17 protein-coding genes and 2 pseudogenes are annotated in these 19,668 nt (G+C 60.8%); 3 read left to right on the forward strand and 16 right to left on the reverse strand.

The features are described from left to right. Positions 1 to 390 precede the first annotated feature (390 nt). From PQR42_RS39960 to PQR42_RS39985, 6 genes and pseudogenes are all read right to left on the reverse strand, one after another. A pseudogene (locus PQR42_RS39960) lies at positions 391 to 571 on the reverse strand (FAD-dependent oxidoreductase); the annotation flags it as partial. 382 nt (positions 572 to 953) lie between these two features. After that, entirely contained in the window at positions 954 to 2,399 is a 1,446-nt protein-coding gene (locus PQR42_RS39965; RefSeq protein ID WP_408391504.1) for a DEAD/DEAH box helicase, read from the reverse strand. A gap of 135 nt (positions 2,400 to 2,534) precedes the next feature. Next, positions 2,535 to 2,684 carry a hypothetical protein gene (locus PQR42_RS39970; protein WP_408391506.1) on the reverse strand — a complete coding sequence of 50 codons (150 nt, stop codon included), beginning with the start codon at positions 2,682 to 2,684 and terminating at the stop codon, positions 2,535 to 2,537. A gap of 84 nt (positions 2,685 to 2,768) precedes the next feature. Further along, positions 2,769 to 2,906 (reverse strand): annotated as a pseudogene (locus tag PQR42_RS39975) (IS6 family transposase); the annotation flags it as partial. Between the two features lie 52 nt (positions 2,907 to 2,958). After that, positions 2,959 to 3,384: a VOC family protein gene (locus PQR42_RS39980; RefSeq protein ID WP_408391508.1), complete on the reverse strand. Its 426-nt coding sequence runs from the start codon at positions 3,382 to 3,384 to the stop codon at positions 2,959 to 2,961. Positions 3,385 to 3,563: 179 nt separating this feature from the next. Continuing rightward, on the reverse strand, positions 3,564 to 4,085 hold the full coding sequence (locus PQR42_RS39985) for a DUF8737 domain-containing protein (RefSeq protein ID WP_408207306.1): 522 nt from the start codon (positions 4,083 to 4,085) through the stop codon (positions 3,564 to 3,566). Between the two features lie 137 nt (positions 4,086 to 4,222). Here PQR42_RS39985 and PQR42_RS39990 point away from each other — a divergent pair, with 137 nt between their 5' ends. Further along, positions 4,223 to 5,197, forward strand: a complete 975-nt coding sequence (locus PQR42_RS39990) for a LysR family transcriptional regulator (protein WP_408391511.1) — start codon at positions 4,223 to 4,225, stop codon at positions 5,195 to 5,197. Between the two features lie 221 nt (positions 5,198 to 5,418). Here PQR42_RS39990 and PQR42_RS39995 read toward each other — a convergent pair whose 3' ends face one another. The 3 genes from PQR42_RS39995 to PQR42_RS40005 form a co-directional block, all read right to left on the reverse strand. Further along, the gene (locus tag PQR42_RS39995; protein WP_408495259.1) at positions 5,419 to 6,552 is read right to left on the reverse strand and encodes a branched-chain amino acid ABC transporter substrate-binding protein; all 1,134 of its coding nucleotides are present in this window, start codon (positions 6,550 to 6,552) and stop codon (positions 5,419 to 5,421) included. Positions 6,553 to 6,592: 40 nt separating this feature from the next. After that, the gene (gene ocd, locus PQR42_RS40000) at positions 6,593 to 7,669 is read right to left on the reverse strand and encodes an ornithine cyclodeaminase (RefSeq protein WP_408495271.1); all 1,077 of its coding nucleotides are present in this window, start codon (positions 7,667 to 7,669) and stop codon (positions 6,593 to 6,595) included. A 63-nt stretch (positions 7,670 to 7,732) separates the two neighbouring features. Next, on the reverse strand, positions 7,733 to 8,764 hold the full coding sequence (locus PQR42_RS40005; RefSeq protein ID WP_408391517.1) for a histone deacetylase family protein: 1,032 nt from the start codon (positions 8,762 to 8,764) through the stop codon (positions 7,733 to 7,735). 116 nt (positions 8,765 to 8,880) lie between these two features. Here PQR42_RS40005 and PQR42_RS40010 point away from each other — a divergent pair, with 116 nt between their 5' ends. After that, complete coding sequence (locus PQR42_RS40010) at positions 8,881 to 9,369, forward strand: Lrp/AsnC family transcriptional regulator (RefSeq protein WP_408391519.1); 489 nt, start codon at positions 8,881 to 8,883, stop codon at positions 9,367 to 9,369. Between the two features lie 158 nt (positions 9,370 to 9,527). Here the strand turns inward: PQR42_RS40010 and PQR42_RS40015 are convergent, their stop codons facing one another. The 3 genes from PQR42_RS40015 to PQR42_RS40025 all read right to left on the reverse strand — a co-directional run bounded on the left by PQR42_RS40015 (position 9,528) and on the right by PQR42_RS40025 (position 13,937). Beyond that, on the reverse strand, positions 9,528 to 10,283 hold the full coding sequence (locus PQR42_RS40015; protein WP_408391548.1) for a hypothetical protein: 756 nt from the start codon (positions 10,281 to 10,283) through the stop codon (positions 9,528 to 9,530). 200 nt (positions 10,284 to 10,483) lie between these two features. Then, positions 10,484 to 12,226 (reverse strand): methyl-accepting chemotaxis protein, encoded by a 1,743-nt coding sequence (locus tag PQR42_RS40020; RefSeq protein WP_408391521.1) that lies wholly within the window; start codon positions 12,224 to 12,226, stop codon positions 10,484 to 10,486. 337 nt (positions 12,227 to 12,563) lie between these two features. Beyond that, positions 12,564 to 13,937 (reverse strand): alkaline phosphatase family protein, encoded by a 1,374-nt coding sequence (locus PQR42_RS40025; RefSeq protein ID WP_408391523.1) that lies wholly within the window; start codon positions 13,935 to 13,937, stop codon positions 12,564 to 12,566. 197 nt (positions 13,938 to 14,134) lie between these two features. Here PQR42_RS40025 and PQR42_RS40030 point away from each other — a divergent pair, with 197 nt between their 5' ends. Then, entirely contained in the window at positions 14,135 to 15,004 is an 870-nt protein-coding gene (locus PQR42_RS40030) for a hypothetical protein (protein WP_408391525.1), read from the forward strand. A gap of 79 nt (positions 15,005 to 15,083) precedes the next feature. Here PQR42_RS40030 and PQR42_RS40035 read toward each other — a convergent pair whose 3' ends face one another. The 4 genes from PQR42_RS40035 to PQR42_RS40050 are packed head-to-tail and all read right to left on the reverse strand — an operon-like array spanning position 15,084 to position 19,613. Beyond that, the gene (locus tag PQR42_RS40035) at positions 15,084 to 16,787 is read right to left on the reverse strand and encodes an ABC transporter permease (RefSeq protein WP_408391527.1); all 1,704 of its coding nucleotides are present in this window, start codon (positions 16,785 to 16,787) and stop codon (positions 15,084 to 15,086) included. Continuing rightward, positions 16,787 to 17,764: an ABC transporter substrate-binding protein gene (locus PQR42_RS40040; RefSeq protein WP_408207324.1), complete on the reverse strand. Its 978-nt coding sequence runs from the start codon at positions 17,762 to 17,764 to the stop codon at positions 16,787 to 16,789. Before PQR42_RS40040 ends, PQR42_RS40035 begins: the two co-directional genes overlap by 1 nt. Before the next feature lie 13 nt (positions 17,765 to 17,777). Continuing rightward, positions 17,778 to 18,458: an ABC transporter ATP-binding protein gene (locus PQR42_RS40045; protein ID WP_408207326.1), complete on the reverse strand. Its 681-nt coding sequence runs from the start codon at positions 18,456 to 18,458 to the stop codon at positions 17,778 to 17,780. A gap of 9 nt (positions 18,459 to 18,467) precedes the next feature. Continuing rightward, positions 18,468 to 19,613, reverse strand: coding sequence for a porin (locus PQR42_RS40050; RefSeq protein WP_408391529.1), 1,146 nt, complete (start codon positions 19,611 to 19,613; stop codon positions 18,468 to 18,470). Between the last annotated feature and the right edge of the window lie 55 nt (positions 19,614 to 19,668).

Raw genomic sequence — 19,668 nt, forward strand, 5'->3', positions numbered from 1 at the left:
GATTAGCGGTCGCAAGCCGTCCGTAAATGGCGCTTAACAGGGCCGCGGCGCTAACTTTCACATTTCGCCAATCGCAACACGGCTATCGATTTCTCATTTGCAGCTGCTTCCTTTCTGAAACAATCGTGCGGGGGGCAGGCGTCCAGCGGCGCACCCGCCCGGAACCACGCCAGAAACCACATGGTGTTCGCTCGAAAGGGGAAACTCCGTGCGGGAATACTCATATCCAGTCGCCAGGCATACTTAGGAAAAGCAGGGATCGCAGACGATGACAGTGGCGTGACGCATCACCCGCCCGGGCGGACTCAATGGCCGGTCCGGACGGTCAGGAAGCGAGGTCTGTTGTCGCTTCTGGTGCAAAGGGAAACGTGCTGGTCGTCGCGCTTCGTTTCAGAACAGTTCGCGAATCTGCTGATCCAGCATGCCGAGATCGAGCGCCGGGACGCGAAATGACGGGCCGCCAGGAAAGCGCGCATGCCTTGGCTTCGCGAACAGCTCGAAGGGCGGCCTCGCCCGCCATTGCCTGTGCGAGCATGCGACCCGCGATGCCCGTCAGCGCCACGACGCGACCGATATGATCCGCGCACGAACGTCCGGTGTCTGGTAGTGGAGCCGACGTTCGAATGTCCGTGTGAAAGTGCGGGCGAATGGCCGTAGATGGCCGAACCCGGGCCGACGGCAAACGCACCGAATTGACCCAACGCGGTAGTTCGCGATCAGCTGTTCAAACGAAGGCTTTCGTGTGAGAAGCGGATACATCCGCCAGAGACGACCTCGATCGGACGCTCGCTACGCACGATTTCAACGTCCGTTCTGCCCCGAAGTTGTTATCGATCCTGGATTCAGTGCGCCGTTACTCGCCGACCTCATGCACGCCGAAGCCGCGCCGCTGCCTGCCAGTGGGCAGCAAACCGCCAGCCTGTTCCAGGGCTGGCGTTACTCATCCCCACGGATCAGGGTTGGCGTTTGCCGCGGCCACCAGCGGGTTTGCCAGCCGGTTTACGTGAACCCGCAGCTGGCTTGCTGGCGGGTTTGCTGCGTGGCTTTCGCGCGCTGAATGGATTACCGTTGGACAAGCTTGTACCTTTGCCCGCGGCCACAGCCCGCTGCGCCGCAGGCTTGCGTTTGTTTTCGCCACTTTGCGGGCGCGGTTTTTTGCTGAGCACCTGCATGGCGCCCGGCGCAGCTTGCGGCACTTTGGGCTTCTTAGGCTTTTTGGGTTTCTTGATGATCTGGCCCGTGGCGCTAGTTTGCGGCACGCGGTGTTCGGCTTCAAAACCAGGCTCTTCTTCACGGGGCAGCGTTTGCCGGATCAGCGCTTCAATCGCGGCCAGTTGCGGCGCTTCATCGGCACACACAAGGGACACCGCCACGCCGCTGGCGCCCGCGCGGCCGGTACGGCCAATACGGTGCACATAGTCTTGCGCCACGATCGGCAGATCAACGTTGATCACCAGCGGCAGGTCGTCGATATCCAGCCCGCGCGCAGCCACATCGGTGGCTACCAGCATATGTACTTCGCCCGTCTTGAAGCGCTCCAGCGCACGCAGGCGCGCGGGTTGCGGTTTGTCGCCGTGGATGGTGTCGACCGCATAGCCCGCTTCATCCAGCACGGCCGCCAGGTAATCCACACCATTGCGGGTTTTGACGAACACCAGCGCGTGCTCCCAGTTGTTCTCAGCAACAAGGTGCATGAAGAGATCAGGCTTGTTCTTTTTATCCACCGGCACCACCCACTGCTTGATCTTGCTGGCCGTGGCATTGGGCGGGCTGACGCTGATATTGACCGGGCCGCGCAGAATGCCCGCCGCCATGGCGCGAATATCGTCGGTAAACGTGGCAGAGAACAGCAGGGTCTGGCGCTGAGCGGGCAAGGCAGCAAAGACGGCGTTGAGTTCTCGCGCAAAACCCAGATCCAGCATGCGGTCGGCTTCATCCAGCACCAGCGTTTGTACTTGATCAAACTGCACTGCGTTCTGGCGATTGAGATCTAGCAAACGGCCCGGCGTGGCAACGAGCACATCCACGCCTTTGCGCAACTTCATCATCTGGGGGTTGATACTCACACCACCGTAGGCGGCCAGAAAACGTAAGTCGAGGCCTTTGCCGTAATCGATAAAGCTTTGCAGCACTTGTTCGGCCAGTTCACGCGTGGGCACCAGCACCAGAACACGCGCGCGGTTGCTGGACACCGCCGGGCCGTGTTGCACTAGCCGTTGCAACAGCGGCAGCGCAAAACCTGCCGTTTTGCCAGTGCCGGTCTGTGCCGCAGCCATGACGTCCTTGCCACTGAGCACAGCAGGAATCGCCTTGGCCTGCACCGGCGTAGGTGTCTGGTAATTGAGGTCCTGCACATTACGCAGCAAGGGATCGATCAGGCCAAGCGAGGCAAAAGACATTGGCCTATTCCGGGCTAAAGCCGCAATTCTAGCGGTTAGCGCCTGATTGCGCCGCGCAGATCAATGGTCAAAAAGATCGACGTTGATCGCCACTGAAAAACGTAGCGGTGCCGGGCGCCGCGCTGGCAAGCTGTGTTACGAGACACCGATGAGCAGCACTGCCGCCAGCGCCAGCCCCAATTGCATCAACAGGAAACGCGCCGGTGGCCGCGCAACCAGCCACGCGCGCACCTGCATCGCCACCAACTGCCCGAAATAAGGCCAGAGTCCTGCCAGGCCATCCATGATCGGATCTGTCACGATGACGGAAATCAGGAAAAGTCCAGACGGCACGAATAGGCATGCTTACTTCGCAAGATCGTAGAACTGCTAGGCGACTAAACTATGCCGACCACCATCACTCTTCATCTGCCCTTTCGCTATCATGTGCGTGAGTTCGACACCGCCTAAAATGATGCGGGCGCAACGAAAGCTCCTAAATCCTGGCATTGGTCGTACGATGCGTTTGTCCAGAGCTTGTACGAATGGCAACGAAGTCGTTGCATCAAGAGGATTGCTATTAGTGCCGCTTGGGGTTCCACGCTTTGTGTACGAACTCAAGACGGTTGCCGTCGAAGTCGGCGACGTTGGCTGCGTAGTAGCCGGGGGCGAAGTAGGTGCGATCTGCTGGTTTCCCCTCGTCGGTGCCACCGGCTTTGATTGCAGCTGCGTAGGCGGCGTCGACCAGTTCATTGGTGTCGCAGACGATCCCGAGGTACAGCCCGGTCTCGCCGGGCTTGCGTTGACGTAGCCAGATGCTTGATCCAACCGCCTTTCCCCTGCCGTACACATCGTCACCGATGCCGTAAAGATCAGGGACACCATCGGGGCCCGAAGCGGAGTCGTAGTTGCCGAATACGCTCCAGCCGAGTGGCTTCAAGGTTTCAGAGTAGAAGGCCAGTGACTTGTCGATGTTAGTGACGGAGATGTAGACATGGTCGATCATTTGGCCGCCTTCGAGGTGGATGGGTATTGTTTGTTCATAACTCTATTTGACGATAGCAAACCTCGGGATGCTCTGCACAAAGCCGAATCCACTGCGCTGATCAACTGCCCGCGGAGCCCATGTTTGGCTTCCCGATAATGGCCGTTCACATGTGCGCCATCTCGCGGGTCTGATCTGGTCTAGGAGGCCGCTTCACCGGCGAGAGCCCAAGCCGCCTTGGGCAGCGGACGCATGAGCAAATAGAATGCGACGAAATGCGTGATCATCAGCAGCGGCACGTAGATGATTGGGATCGCGTATGTGGCGCCGAGCTGCCCCGCCACGGCAGGAAGGCCGATCCGAGTCGCGTGGTAATAGTCGACGATGATGTCGGCCGCCCCCACGAGATTGAAGGCGAACACAAACAACCAGAAAAGCCGACGTGCCTTGAACGTGAGCACTGCCAGGATGGCCAGCACTCCGGTTGCGAAGTCAGCATAGGCGGCGAACTGGGCGAAGCCGGCCGGCAGACCTGGACCGACGACGCCTGGAAGGATGAAGACAAGCCCGAAGAAGCGGAAGCTGTGCAGCGTGGCGATGGCGCGTTGCGCGCCTGCGCGGTCCATCGACTTAAGCTTGGGCAGGACGTACACGATGACGCAAGGCAGCCACGCGACATAGCCTAGAACGAGTTGTGTCTGGAACAGGGTTTCGGGGGACATTGCAGAACTCCTGGCAGGGGTTGCTCCAAGCGGCGTCGAACACCGCGGACAGGATGCGGAGCCGGCCTTCCCTGATCCGCAAGCAGATTCTAGGGCCGCTTCCGGCGAGCGACTATCCACGATAATATTGACGGGTCATGAAGCAAAACTTCACAGTCCGGCAACGCGCACTCGACGGTGTCGAGGCGTTCCTGAGCGTCGCCCAGCACCGCAGCTTTCGTAGAGCGGCCGCGGAGCTCGGGGTGACGCCTTCGGCGATCAGCCAAACGGTACGTCTACTCGAGGCGCGCGTCGGCGCCGCGCTATTCGTACGCACAACGCGGAGCGTCGGCCTGACCGAAGCCGGTGAACGATTCCTTTCGCGGGCGAAGCCCGCCTTCGAAGAACTTGTCGGTGCAAGCGAGGTGGCGCGTGAACTCGGACAGAAACCGGCCGGCCTGTTGCGCCTTTCGGTGCCGAGCGCGGTAGTGCCGATCGTGTTGGAGCCGCTGATTGCATCCTTCTGCCAGGCCTATCCTGAGGTCGAGGTTGAGATCGTCGCAAGCGCGGAGTCGGTCGACCTCGCGGCCGAAGGATTTGACGCCGGCGTCCGGATGGGCCAGTTCATCGAGGCCGACATGGTCGCGGTGCGACTGACGCCGCCGTTCCCGTTCGAGGTCGTTGGCAGCCCCGATTATCTGCGTCGGCGAAATCGGCCGGAGCGCATCGACGATCTGCGTGACCACATTTGCCTGCGCATGCGCCGCTCGAACGGGTCGATCGCGCCTTGGCCCTTTGTCGACGCCAACAAGGCCGTTGAGGCAATCGTCTCCGGGCCGCTCATCGCCCACGACTATCCCACACTCCTCGGCGCGGCGATTCAAGGTGTGGGACTTGCACAGGTGCCCGGACCGCTTGCCGCGGCGCCAATTGCCGACGGCCGATTGCAAGCGCTGCTGACGCCCTTCGCCGTCACAACGCCCGGGGTTTTCCTATACCACTCAGGCAGACGCCAGGTTTTGCCCAAATTGCGCGCGTTCATCGAGCACGTTAAATACCGGAGCGCTGACGCCGCAGGTGACGGAGCATTTACACGGACGCCGGGCAAGCCCAATCGTGCAAACAGATCTTGAGAACGTGCCGGAAATGGCGCGCGGAATGGCGGCCACTGCTTCTAAAACCGATTGTCAACAACGTTGACGGAATTGGCACCGGTTCGACAAGAAAGACGGCGCATGCAGTCCGCTGCATGCGCCAACCCTCGCACAGACTGTCTGTATCCACCCAGCTTACAGTTAGGTAAAACGGCGTGTGCCGTTCAACGCTGGATACCTTTCTGGTGTTACTAATCGCTTCACATCCGAACGACATCGAGCAGGATTTTCCTCCCGTCCTTGTACGAGAACACCGAGATCGCACCGTGCCTGAGATCACCCTGTGCCGTGAAGCTTGTCTCGCCGATCACGCCCATGTAGTCGGCGGACGGCATGGCGGCCAATACCTTTGCCGGGTCGATCGAGTTTGCCCCCTGCATCGCGTCAACGATGATGTACACCGCGTCGTAAGCAAAGGGCGCATAAACCTGTAATGGCTGATGGAAACGCGCCTCGTACTTCCGCGCAAACGCCCCACCGCCAGGCATCTTTTCCAAAGCCATGCCGGCCTCCGAGCAAACCACGTTATCCGCTGCGGCGCCCGCCAGCTTGGGGAGGTCCGCCGAACAAACGCCATCCCCGCCCAGAATCTTTGCCCTCACACCCAACTGCCGCGCCTGCTTCGCGAACGGCCCGCCAGTTGCGTCCATTCCGCCGTACAGGATCGCGTCCGGGTTCTCGCCCTTGATCTTCGTGACGATGGCGCGAAAATCGATGGCCTTGTCGTTCGTGGCGTCGCGTGACACGACCTTCAAGTTGGCGGCCTTGGCCGCTTTATCGAACTCATTGGCAAGACCTTGTCCGTAGGCTGTTGAATCGTCCACGATCGCGACTGTCCTCACACCGAGGCTTTTGGCCGCGTAGATGGCCAGCGCGGGCCCTTGCTGCGCGTCGGTGGCGACAACCCGGTACGTCGTGTTGAAGCCCTGCTGCGTATAGGTGGGATTCGTCGCTGCCTGCGAGATCTCGACGATGCCGCCATCCTTGTAAATCCGCGACGCTGGAATCGACGTGCCGGAATTCAGGTGACCGACGACGCCGGCCACCTTATCGTCGACGAGTTTCTGCGCAACCTGTGTGGCAGTACGCGGATCGCCCGCATCGTCTTGTGCATCGAGCTGCAATGTGATTCGCCTTCCTCCAATCACCAGGCCCTTTGCGTTGATTTCTTCGACCGCGAGCCGCGCGCCGTTTTCGCTGTCCTTGCCCAGGTGCGCGATGGCGCCCGTGAGAGGCGCGACGTGACCGATTCGCACGACCTCCTCAGCGTGGACAGCGAATGAGCAAGCGATTGCGGCAACCGCGACCGCGATTTCCTTGTGATGCCGAGTCATGTCCTTTCCTCTTCGTGAGGCGCTGGGGCGCCTGTTCAAATCAATGACGAATCGTGTCAGCCAGCGCGGTATCGACGCGCTTCAGCGGTTCAGACCGGGCGCTGCCGATCGCCACGCCATAGAGATTCTTCGGGTCAGGTGGCGTGGGAATAAGATCGAGTTCGACGCCGATGTTCCGTTCGCGTGACGCCGCATTGAGGTAGCGCAGCGCGGAAAAGTCTTCCAGCGCAAAGCCGACCGAGTCGAACACGGTTACCTGCGAGGCGGATTCGCGACCTTCTTGCGCACCGGACACGATTCGGTGGAACGCGACGACAGGAAAATCCGGCGTGAGCTGCTGAATATCGCCTTCGATGCGCGTCTGCGGCTCGTATTCGACGACGACACGTGAGCGCCGAAGAACATCTGCATGCAATTCCGTCTTGCCTGGACAGTCGCCCCCGACGGCGTTGATATGCATGCCATCTTCGATCATCTCTGGCGTCAGAATCGTCGCGTTTGTCTTGTCCGCGGTGACCGTGGTCACGATGTCCGCGCCGCGGACCGCGTCCGCCGCGGAGCTGCTCCGAATCACTCGAAGCGTCTTGAATGGCGCGAGGTTGCGCACGAGCTTTTCCGTCGCTGCCTCGTCGACGTCGAAGACTCTGATCTGGTCGATGCCCAACATCTCGTGAAACGCAATTGCCTGAAATTCGCTTTGGGCACCATTGCCGATCATGGCCATCGAGCGCGAGTCCGGTCGTGCAAGGAAGCGTGCAAATAGCGCCGATGTCGCGGCCGTCCGAATCGCCGTCGTCAACGTCATCTCACTAAGGAGTAACGGATAGCCCGTGTCCACATCCGCGAGCACGCCGAACGCCATTACGGTGAGCAGGTCCGACTGTGTATTCTTCGGATGCCCATTGACGTACTTGAATGAGTACAGCCGGTTATCCGACGTCGGCATCAGTTCAATCACGCCATCGGTCGAGTGGCTTGCCAACCGGGCAGTCTTTTCGAACGTATCCCAACGGCGATAGTCCTGTTCGATGTAAGACGCCATTGTCGTCAGAACTTGCGTAATGCCGACCTCGGCGACCAGCCTTGAAACGTCTTTCACATCTATGTATCGCGTCATGCTTTTGGCTCCTTGTATGCGGGTGACGGTCAGATCGCGCAGCAACGAATCGGTGAAACAACATCAGGCTCTGCCTTCAAAGCCCAGCAGAACGTTGACTGCGTTGATTCCAATCTCGTCGACCATGTATCCGCCCTCCATCACGAAAAGCGTGGGGACGTTGAACTTTGCGATTGCCTCGCCGACGCGCAGATAGTCTGGCGTGCGCAGACGAAAGTGACTGATAGGGTCGTCTTCGAAGGTGTCGACCCCGAGAGAAATGACAAGAGCGTCGGGTGCGTGCCGCCCGATCGCCGTGCCAGCGTGGCGCAACGCGTGGTCGAAGCCCTCCCAGACTGTTCCTCTCGGAAGGGGGATGTTCAGATTGAATCCCTCTCCGGCGCCGACGCCACGTTCGTCGGCATGCCCCGAGAAATATGGGTAGGAAACCGTTGGATCACCGTGAATCGATATGAACAGAACATCAGGTCGATCGTAGAAGATGTCCTGCGTGCCGTTCCCGTGATGGAAGTCGATGTCGAGAATGGCTACGCGCTTTGCGCCGCCGTCGATGCAATGCTGGGTCGCAATCGCCGCGTTGTTCAGATAACAATAACCGCCCATGTATTCACGTCCGGCGTGATGGCCGGGCGGGCGGCAAAGCGCGAATGCGGCGCGCGCGCCACTCGACAGCGCATCCATGCCAGTCAACGCTGAGTTGGCACTGGAGCTGATCGCGCTCCACGTACCAGCGTTGATGGGGGAACCTGCGTCCATCGAAAAGAAGCCAAGCTTGCCATCGATGAATTCAGGCAACGCGTTACTGGGCAATCCCTTCACGGGCCAAACGAGTGGCAGAGCCTGACAGGTTCTGCCCGTCGCAAGCCACTCGTGCCACGCTCCTGCCAGAAAGTCGATGTACCGCTGGCTGTGCGCGCCTACATAGTCCGCGCGTTTGTAGGCCTTCGGGCTGATGACATCGCCGAGTCCTGTTGCCCTGACTTGCGCAAGCACCGTCTCGGCTCGGAGGGGCTTCTCGAAGGAATCGGAGATTGCGCCGTCCTTGAGTTCGACGCCATGGTGCAAGCGATGATCGCTACTGTAGATGGTAAGCATGGTTGACTACCGCGTTGAAGATAGCCAACAGTTTATTGAGCGACCGGCGCATTGATTTTGCTTTCGGATGCGGAAAAGTCTAAAATTTTGGTTAATTTGTCTAACGGAAATGAAATATGAGCATAAATCGCCCAAAAATCGAAATGGACGCGGTCGACCGCTCAATGTTGCGCCTGCTCCAGGACGATGGTGCCGTATCAAATGCGGCACTTGGGGAGAAACTCTCGCTGAGCGTGACGCCATGCTGGAGGCGGCGCAAGCACCTGGAAGACGAAGGTGTAATCACCGGTTACCAGGCGAACATTGACCGGCGCGCGGTCGGCCTGAATCTCCTTGCGTTCGTGCATCTCCGGTTTAACGTGCACTCGGACAAAACCGCAGACAACTTCGAAGCCGTCATCCGCAGTCGACCGGAGGTCCTCTCGTGCCACAAGATCACAGGCGATGCGGACTACATCCTGCAGGTGGTCGCCGCCGATCTGGACGCATACGGTGAATTTGTCGAGCGGGTGCTACGACGGCAGCCAGGTATCGCGTCGATACAATCCAGCCTTGCGCTACGCGAGGTGAAGTTTTCGTCCCGGGTTCCAATTCCCGACGCCTGAACACACACTCGAAAGTGGCCCGCCAATTCGCCACTGCATTACGGAGAAGGTCGCTCGTGCATCGTGAGCATTCGACTTTCCGGATAGCGGCCTTTCGCGGAGCCCAAACTTGCAACTGCACGAATGTCGCCTATTGCCGACCTGCTGCTCGCCAAACGTTACATCATGCCGCCGGCGGTGCTACTTGTGCTGCCGGCGCCGGACGAAGGTGTGGACGTCGCTGTGAGCGGATGGGCAAGACCCGCCGCTGACAGGAGCGAGACGGCGGACGGATCGGGCATGCCATTGGTGCCGATAGCGCCCGCCGCCGCCAGGGCGTCGAGATCGCTGTCGACGCCGGCTTGCCCAACCATAAACGGCGTCGTCAGAAACGCCGGCGCCGTCAGCGTGACAGCGTAGCGCTGCTGCAGAGTGGTGACGACTGCTGACTGCGCAGCAAGCACATCGGCCTCGCTCGCCAGCACTTGTTGGAACTTTACGTTACTCGGGAAGCCCGCAATCAGACTGGTCTCGGTGGTGCCAAGTTGCGAAGCGAGATAGACCAGCATCAGTTCGGTCTCTGGCGTCGTATTGAAGGTGCCGCCGGCAAATGCAAGCGAATGCAGGCTCGTGCCGCCAGATGTCACGGTAAGGATGCAGGGAAGCGTGGCGTTGAACGTGATGGTGTAGTGCCCACCGCCGTCCGACAGGGTGGAGCCCGAACCCTGCGCACAACTGACGCTGACCGTCGCGCTGGCGAGCGCATTGCCGGTAGCGGCCGTGCCGGACAGGGTGACGTCTGGCACCCTATTCCCGCCACCACAGCCGTTGAGGCCAAAGCAGGCATTTCCGCCGCATGCGACGAGCGTTGCAAGCGAAGCCACGCAAATTGCAGCCACTGCCGGGCGAACGAAACACACATAGTGAGCGTTCATGGTTGCCTGCCGTTGATAGATTGGGATCGGACAATCGGTTCCACGCAAGACCGGCTCTATGTTTTATTTTAGCGTGCGATGCCGCCGAGGGCGTCGTCACCTCAATCGCATTCGCTGTGTTACCGGCTGCCGAACGGCGCATCGCGGCGATGGCTTCCCGATGTGTGGCGGGCTCCCTCAATCATGCCGGTCAGGCAAACTCAGAACGCGTCCCATCCTTGGCCCTTGCCCGCCGTGGCCGCGGCAGGCGCCATGAAAACCGGCACGGCAACCGGCCGGGTAGGCGCGGCAGGTTGCCCGGTCGCCGGGCGCGCAGCGCGGGCTACCGGGCGGTTCGCCGGTGAGGCAGATCCGCCCGTTGCCGGCGTGATGGCACCGGCATCCAGACGGAAAAACGAAATCGCCTGATTCAGTTGCCGCCCCTGGTCCTCGAGTGATTTCGATGCGGCCGCCGCTTCCTCTACCAGTGCGGAATTCTGCTGCGTGACTTCGTCCATCTGCGTGATCGCCTGATTGACCTGCTCGATCCCCCGACTCTGCTCGGTGGACGCCGCGGCGATTTCCCCCATGATGTCCGTGACGCGCGCCACGGCATGCGTGACTTCCGACATGGTCTTTCCAGCCTCATTCGCGAGCGACGAACCGTCCTGAATCTTCTGCACGGACGCGTTGATCAGATCCTTGATTTCCTTCGCTGCACTGGACGACCGCTGGGCCAGACTGCGCACTTCACTCGCCACCACCGCGAACCCGCGGCCTTGCTCGCCCGCACGGGCAGCCTCGACGGCCGCATTGAGCGCGAGGATGTTGGTCTGGAAGGCAATCCCTTCGATGATCCCCGTGATGTCCGCGATCTTGGTGGAACTCGTGCTGATCTCGCCCATCGTATCGACCACCTGACTCACGACCTGATTGCCCCGCCCCGCCACTTCGGACGCATTTGCGGAGAGCGAGCTCGCCTGCTGCGCGCTCTCGGCATTCTGCTTCACCGTCGAAGTCAGCTCTTCCATGCTCGCGGCGGTTTCCTGCAGTGACGCTGCCTGCTGTTCGGTACGCGAGGACAGATCGACGTTACCCGAAGCGATCTGGCTGGAGCCGGTCGCAATGCTGTCCGCGGCGGTGCGAACCTGGCCGATCAGACGGACAAGGCTTGCCTGCATCTCCCCCATCGACGCGAGCACGCTCCCGGCCGGAGCATTCTGCGCACCCGGCACCGGGCTCAAATCCCCACCGGCCACACGCTGTGTCACGTCACCCAATGCGGCCGGCTCGGCTCCGAGGGCGCGCAACAAATTGCGGGTGATCAGCAGACCGGCCAGAGCCGCGACCAGGACCGCTGCCAGGCAAATCGTGATCAGCACGTTCCGTTGACCGGCATAGTGCTCAGCAGACTGCTGCACCAGTTGCGACTCGCGATCATTTGTATAGTCCGCATAAGCCTTTGTCGCTTTGACTAATGCGGCGAGCAGCGGTCGGCATTCGTCATTCATCTTCGTGATCGCCGCGTCATGCTTGCTGTTCAGCGCAAGATCGACGATAGCCAGTGCAACCGGTCCATAAAGCGATTCGACACGGTTGATCTCGTCCACGAACTCGCGTTCCTTTGGGCTCGCGCTGGCGTCGGTAATTATGTCGTTTAGCTTGCGAAGGCGGGTCTTGACGTCTTCGTGTGCCTGCGTCACCGCAGTTTTTTCTATCTCAAGATCCGCAGGCCTCGTCACCAGCACCAGATTGCGAGCGGCTATGGCGCGCCGATCAACCGCAGTCCGAACGCCCGCAGCCATGTCGGCGCGGGTGTTGATGCCCGAAATGTAACTTGAGAACCGCTCATTTGAATCGCTCAATGCCTTCAACGATAGCCCTGAGACCAGCAGAACCAATGCAGCAAGTACTCCGAACGCCCCCGTAAGCTTGGCCTTCACTGACAGTTGATTCAGGTTCATGTTTCGACTCCATTAAAGGGACTGTAAATCCGGCCGCTTGCGATTGGCTGTTGCGCGATCGTCGACCGACAAAGGCCGGTCCGCGCTCGCGTCGATTGCCCGCACGGTTATGCGCTGTCCATCCTCCGGTTCTACGGACAGAAAGCGGCCCGGCTGAATGCGGATCCAACCTGGGAAGGTGCGCGCAAACGTTGGCCTGCAATTGAATTTTTCTATCGAAGATGAAGCTGCTTACGTTTGCTTCTGATGTCAGCGTGCGGTTTTTGTCTGATGATTTGCGCATGGCTATGTTGTGCGCGGAAGAAGAACAATGGCACAACGGGAATATCCCCATTCCTCAATGCTTCCCGTACGTCGACAGATACTCCGTCAGCCCAGTCCACTGTGGCGAGGTCAGCAATTGCGGATGATCCCTTGCCACCTGCAGCGCGACATTGTGAAAACCCTGCACCGTATCGGACACCCCCGCTTGCACGCCGCCATTGAATGCAGCCGCGGGGGCTTGTATCGGCGCACCACTTAACGCAGGCGCAGGTTGAGCGACAGGCTGGTCATTAAGAGCACTTGCCAAACGGTCAAGTTGCGCGTTGCGAGTGGTGACCGCATCGGAATACTCTTTCTGCGAGTCGAACTTCTCCGCGAGCATCTGAAGCACTGCAGTGTGGTCGAGTCGCCCCGAGAAGACACTCCCCGGAGTGACATACGGCGATATCAGAAAAGCCGGCACGCGCAGCCCACTAGTCTTGAATGAATACCCTGCTATATCGACCGCAATGTCCAACGGCGCTACATGATCGAAGAACCCGCCGTGCTCGTCATACGTCACGATCAGCAGCGTCTCTTTCCACCTGGCCGGATTCGAAATCAAGGTCCGGTAAATATCAGCGATGAACGCTTGCCCACCAGCCATCCCCGTTGGACAGTGATCATCGTTAGCGGTGTTGTGAGGGCCGTCTGTGTATTCCGGCTCGATGAAAATCACCTTCGGCAGAATGCTGTTGCCCTGCCAGTCACGGGCAAACCTGGAATACCGCAGGAAGTTTCCGCCTGTGCCGTTGAGCGGCAGGGTCAAGGACAGCACGATTTCCGGAAGCCATTCCTTCATCAGGCTGAAGAACGGAAAGAAGCTCCCCGATTGATAGACACACCACGGTATGCCGCGCTGGCGGAGCCAATCATAGGCAAGGGGCTGATCGGGCAGAAAGCTCAGCCCTTGCACGTTGTCGCTGATAAGGCTCGTCCCCGCCATCGCCATCAGGCGATTTGCCTGAGTTCCTGACGGCAACGGAGCAAACCAGTTGTCGCACACGGTGAAGTGTTTTGCGAGAAAGTCGAACGTGGGTACAGTGCGAGCGTCGTAATAACCCATCACGTCGGCCAGATTCGACGGTGCGGGTTTGCGGGTTGCATAGCTCTGCACGAATCCGCCGAGTTCCGGGCAACCTCCGGGCACACACGCTGTGTTGATCTGCGTGGCGATCGGGGCGCGGTCGTGAGGCGGGTCCGATATGGCAGGTCCATTCGGACTCAACGCATGAATGGGATATGGCTTGCCGTTGTATACGTTGATGAAGTTCGCCTGCCACGCCGGATCCGCGGAAAGGCCGTTGACCTGGCTGCCGTTCAGGCTCAGATATCCGAGTGCGTGATCGAAGGAACGGTTTTCCATCATGACGATCACGATGGTGTCGATCTGGTCCAGAGCAGTCATGGAAGCTCCTTGAGCACCCGGCATTCACGGCAAACCAATGCGGTATCTGAAAAGGTAGACGAAATCCATTGCTTTCGCGTCTCAGGTAATTCCCTGAGGTCGCTACATGAAGTGCCCAATGTTATCGACTTCACTCCTCTGTCACTCGCAACCCATAAATTGAAGGCGCTGTACCCTTTCAATCCATGAGAACCGAAATGACAAAGATCAGATGGCATCATGCAGGAACCGTTGCATTGCTGTTCGCCAGCAGCGTCTCGCACGCGGGCACGCCGTCCGTCGGCAGCCGCGAATACAAGATACTGCTGAATCCCGCCGATTTCGCGAGCCAGCCGGCCGCCGCGGCCAACCGCTTTCTCACCGACCTGCAAGCGAGCCTCGCAGCCAACGGCTTCGATCGCACGGTGACGGGCAGCTTCGCCACGGACAACGATCGCACCGTGCTCTACTACGACTCGCCGGGCACCTGCGCCGTGAAACAGACCGGCTATTCGATGCGCGAACGCGACGACGGTAGCGGCCGTAACATCGAACTCAAGTTTGGTTCGGCTAACGAAACCACGTCGGCGAAGACGGATGTCAGCGGCAGCTCATCGAAGGCCAAAAGCAAACTCGAAGACGACATCACACCGCCGTCGAACGAAACCTTCTCGCACTCCACGAACGAGCCGCTGTCGGACTCGAAGAATATCAATCATCTGAGCGACATCAACGACCTGTTTCCGACCACGCACGTGTTCGACAGCATCAGCAGTCAGGCGCTGGTGCCGGTGAGCGGATTGTCGATTCACGAAGTGACTTACGACGGCCCGAGCAGCGATCTCGGTCAGGAAAACGCCGACTTCACGATGACGGTCTGGTACGCAAACGGCTCGACCACGCCGGCGTTGGCGGAGATTTCGTTTGAAGTCGACGTGAACAGCGACGGCGACTTCACCGACAAGGTGACGTCGCGCTCGCAATTGATTTTCAGCGTGATTCAGGGCATGACGAACTGGGTGCAGTCACCGAGTTCGACGAAAACAGCATGGGTCTACAAGTATCAGCCGACGTTCTGTAGCCAGTAACAACACGCCGCCACAGTAGCGCACAATCCGGCGAGTGCAGCGAGAAGCAACACTTCACTGCACTCGCCGCCGGCAAGGTTCAAAGCGCGTCGTCAAACCGCTTTGCCCAACGCGCGCCGCATCCGAGCAATGCGCCGCTGATCAGCAGCGTCACCGTGCCCATCGCCATGCCGTCGCCGATCGAGCCTTGCTCGAACTGCTGCCAGATAAAGATCGATGCGGTCTGCACGCCGCTCGGCGCAAGCAGCAACGACGTGACGAGTTCACGCGAAGCCACCGCGAACACGATCATCACCGAGGAGACGAGCGCCGGCGCGACCAGCGGCATCACGATACGCAGCAGCACGCGAGCGCTCGTCGCGCCATGCACGCGCGCCGCGGCCTCGAGTCCTGAGCCGAGCTGGCGCAGAGCCGCGCTCGTATAACGGATCGGATACGGCAGCAACAAACAACTGTAGGACAGCAACAGAATGCCCCAGGTGTTGTACGGCGTGACAGGCCAGATCGGCAGATTCCACGCGAGAATCAACCCGACACCCACGACAATGCCCGGCAGCGCATGCGGCAGCAGCGTCAATGCATCGAGCGCGGCGCGTCCACGCAGCCGCGTCTTGACGACCACCCAGGCGCTCACGAAACCCAGCCCGCCGGTCAGCAGCGCGGTCGCGGCGGCGAGCGCGAGACTCGTGCCGAGCGCACTCGCTCCATCGCTGCCGGCGGAGAGCGCTCTAAAATGCATCAACGTGAAATTGCCGGCTGCGAAGCCGCCCGACAAGGTCCGCGAAAACGCTGTCGTGACGATCGCGAACAGCGGTGCAATCGCTGCGCACATCGCGACGATGCCGAACGCGAGCAGCACCGGCCAGCGCCAGCGGCCCAGTTCGCGTCGCAACGTGGCCGCCGGTTTGCCGGTCTGTGTTTCGAAATCGCGGCCGGACAGCACGCGCCGCTGCAACACGAAAGCGGCCAGCGCGAGCAATGCCAGTAGCAGTGCAAGCACGGATGCGCCGGGGAGATCGATCGGCCAATCGGAGAAACGCTCCTCGATGGACGTCACCAGCAAACTGAAACCCGCCCGCGAACCCAGCGCGGATGGCACACCAAACTCTTCGATCGCCATCGTGAAGGTCAACAGCGCGCTCGCCGCGATCGCGGGCAAAATCAGCGGCAGTGTGATGCGGATGAAACTGCGCCACGGGCCCGCGCCGAACACGCGCGCGACATCGGCTAGTCGGGCGCCCAATGCGGCCAGCGTGCGCGACACCGAAAAATAGACGACCGGAAACACGCCGAGCGTCATGGCCGCGACGACGCCGTTGAACGAAAACAGAAAGCGGCCGAGGTTCACGCCGCACAACTGTTCGAGATAACCGTTCGGCTGCAACAGCAGAATCCAGCCGAACGCCGCAAGGTACGGCGGAATCAGAAAAGGCGCGAGAAACAGCAGATCCCACAAGCGCGCGCCAGGCAACCGGAACAATCCCCGCACGACGCCGAGTGGCAAACCGAGCGCGACGCTGGTCAACGCGACACTCACACCGAAGCGCAGCGTATTGCCGAGCAACGGCAACGTATCGGGACGCACCAGCGCCGCGCCAAAAGCGCTAAACGGATGCGCGAACGAGCCGCGATTGAGCGACGGAAAAATCGCCTGCAGGACCACGAAACCGATCGGCAAAGCGATCAGCACGATCAGCGCCGCGAGCAGCGGCACCAGCCACCAGTGCGCGCCGCCGCGCGCCGGCATGACAGCCGGCGCCGGGCGCATCATCACGCGCGCCATCAATGATCGCCGAATAAGGCATTGAAACGCGCGAGTACTTCGGCCCGCGACTTGGTGTTCGAGCCGTCGTCCTGCGGCAGCAGTTTCAGATCCTTCAGCGGCGGACGCGTGCCGGCGATGTCGTCGCGCGCCGGAATCAGCCATGCGTCGGCGACCAGTTTCTGCCCTTCGTCGGACAACACGTAGTCGATAAACGCGCGCGCTTCAGGCTGCCTATGCGAAGTCTTGAGGATCATCATCGGACGCGGCGCGATCACGGTGCCGCTGCTCGGGAAAATGACCTTGACCGATTCGCCGTTCGCGGCCGCGCCATACGCGACGTAATCGACCGCGCCGAACACCGCCGACTTCGCGCCCTGCAACACGGGGTTGATCGCCTGCGCATTCGGCCCAAGCACGACCATGCCGTTTTTATGCAGGCTGTCGAACAGCGACCATGCGGCTTCGCCGAGACGATCCTGCAAGCCGAGCAACAGATCGAGCGACGCGCCCGACAAGGCCGGATTCGGCGTCGTTACCTGATTGCGATACGCGGGGCCCGCAAGATCGCGCCAGTCGTGCGGTTCGGGTTTGCCGGCCCGCGTATTCCACACGATGCCGAGCGCGGAAATGCCCTGCGCGACATACGAAGGACCTTTGAACATCGGCGACACGTGCGCCGCATTCGGGCTCTGATAGTCGAGCAGCCAGCCGCGCTTTTCCAGATCCTGCGCGGTGTCCCACGACGCGGAAATCAACACGTCCGCATGCGGATTGCTCGCTTCGGCTTCGAGCCGCGCCATGACCTTGCCGGTAGTGGCCTGAAACAGATCGACCTTGACGCCGGTTTTGCGCTCGAAACCGAGCGCCAGTTTCTTGCTGAGATTGCCCGGGCCGGCCGTGTAGACCGTGATGGTGTTGGCGGCTTCTGCAGATGGGGTACCGAACCCGAAGGTCAACGACATGGTGAGAATAACGAAGAGAATTGACTTGAACATTGTAGCGATTCCTTTACCGGTGAAGGATGCTTTCCACGCGCCCATGCGCGAGCGTGACGATCGTATGGGCCAGCGCCTCGGCTTCCTTGCGCTCGTGTGTCACGTAGACGGCGGTCGTGCCGAGCTGCGCGAGCAGGCTGCCAATCTCGTCGCACAGGCTCGAACGCAGCTGGCTGTCGAGATTCGACAGCGGCTCGTCGAATAGCAGAACGCGCGGCTCCGCGACGATCGCGCGGGCCAGCGCAATGCGCTGCTGCTGGCCGCCCGAGAGTGCCGACGGCCGCCGCGCGCCCATGCCTTCGAGACCGACGCGCGCGAGCGCCGCGTTCACCCGCTCACCACGCTCGCGCCGGCCGACACCGCGCATTTCCAGCGGAAACGACACGTTGCCGGCCACCGTCATATGCGGCCACAGCGCGTAGTCCTGAAACACCATGCCGAGGCCGCGCGACTCGGGCGGCACGCAGATCGCCGCGTCGGCCACCGTTTCGCGGCCGAACATCACCTGCCCCGCGTCGGGCTTGAGCAACCCTGCCAGCAGCTTGAGCAGCGTGCTCTTGCCGCAGCCTGACGGCCCGAGCAGCGCGAGCGTCGTGCCGGCCGGCACGTCGAGATCGATGCCGTCGAGCACGGCGTGCGCGCCGAAAGTCTGGCGAAGTCCGCGCACCCGGATCGATACGCTCGCGCTATCCATGGGCGTGCCTCAGAACGTGTGGCGAATGCCGGCCATCAGGCCGAACTGATTCTTGCCCGCCACCACGTCAGTGCCGAAACCGTTCAGCCCCAGATTCGAGCCGTTGCGGTTCAGTGCGTACGCGAGGTTCAGATACAGGTCCGTGCGCTTGGAGAGGAAGTAATCCGCGTCCACCTGAAACGACCACGGATCGCGCGACGTACCGTAGAAGTTCTGGTACATCGCCGTGCTCGACAGGTTCAGCGCGGGGCTCACGTGATACGTCGCGCCGAGCCAGTAAAGACCGGACGCTTCGACAGGACCGCTCGACAACGCGCTCAGGTGGATCGCTTTCGCATTCATGTAGCGATAGCCGCCGAACAGATCGACAGGCGCCAGAGCGTAGCTCACGCCGACGCCGATACGCCGGTCGATATCGCCTTCGTAACCGCCGGCCTTGGTGGTGTGCGCGGCGCTCGGGCTGGTGCTGCCGCCGTTCTTCTGGTCGTACACGAGCGCGGCGCTGAGCGGGCCGCTCCTGTATCGCAAGCCGGCTTCGATCACGCGTGCATTGCGCGTGTCGCCCGCCGGTTGCGCGCCGTACGTGACGTTGTCGTAGCCGAGGCTGTACTGCACCAGGGCCGTGACTGGACCGAAGCGGTTTTCATAACGGACCGTGTTGTCGAGCCGGTCGGAGAACGCCGGGTCCTGCATCTTGATGGCGTACACCGCGTTGCCGAGCGGGTTGTAGGTGCTCAGCCAGTCGAGGAACAAACCGCCTTGACGTCCCAGCGAAACCGCGCCGAGCGTCTTGTCCGAGAGGCCCACATACGCGAGCCGGCCGAACTCCCGGCCGCCTTGCAGCAAGGCGCCGCTATCGACGTTAAAGCCGCTTTCCAGCCGGAAAAACGTCTTGGTCCCACCGCCGATATCTTCCGTGCCGGTGATGCCCCAACGCGAGCCGGACATGTTGCCGGAGGTCAGGCGCGTGACGTCGTGCGTCTGGCCTTTGGTGGATGAAGCACTGGTCAGGAATTCGACGCCCGTGTCGATGATGCCGTAGAGCGTGACAGATGAGGAAGAGCTTGCGTCTGAAGCAGCGAAACTGGTGTTCGGCAGACAGGCAGAGACGGCCATGCAGCAGCCGACCGCCGCGATGCGGTAGGAGTGGTTCACGGATTGTGTCCTCTTTGGGATTAAGTTTGAGCCGTGAATGTAAGCTGCACTTAAG

Source organism: Paraburkholderia sediminicola (assembly GCF_046027355.1).
GTDB lineage: Bacteria > Pseudomonadota > Gammaproteobacteria > Burkholderiales > Burkholderiaceae > Paraburkholderia > Paraburkholderia sediminicola_B.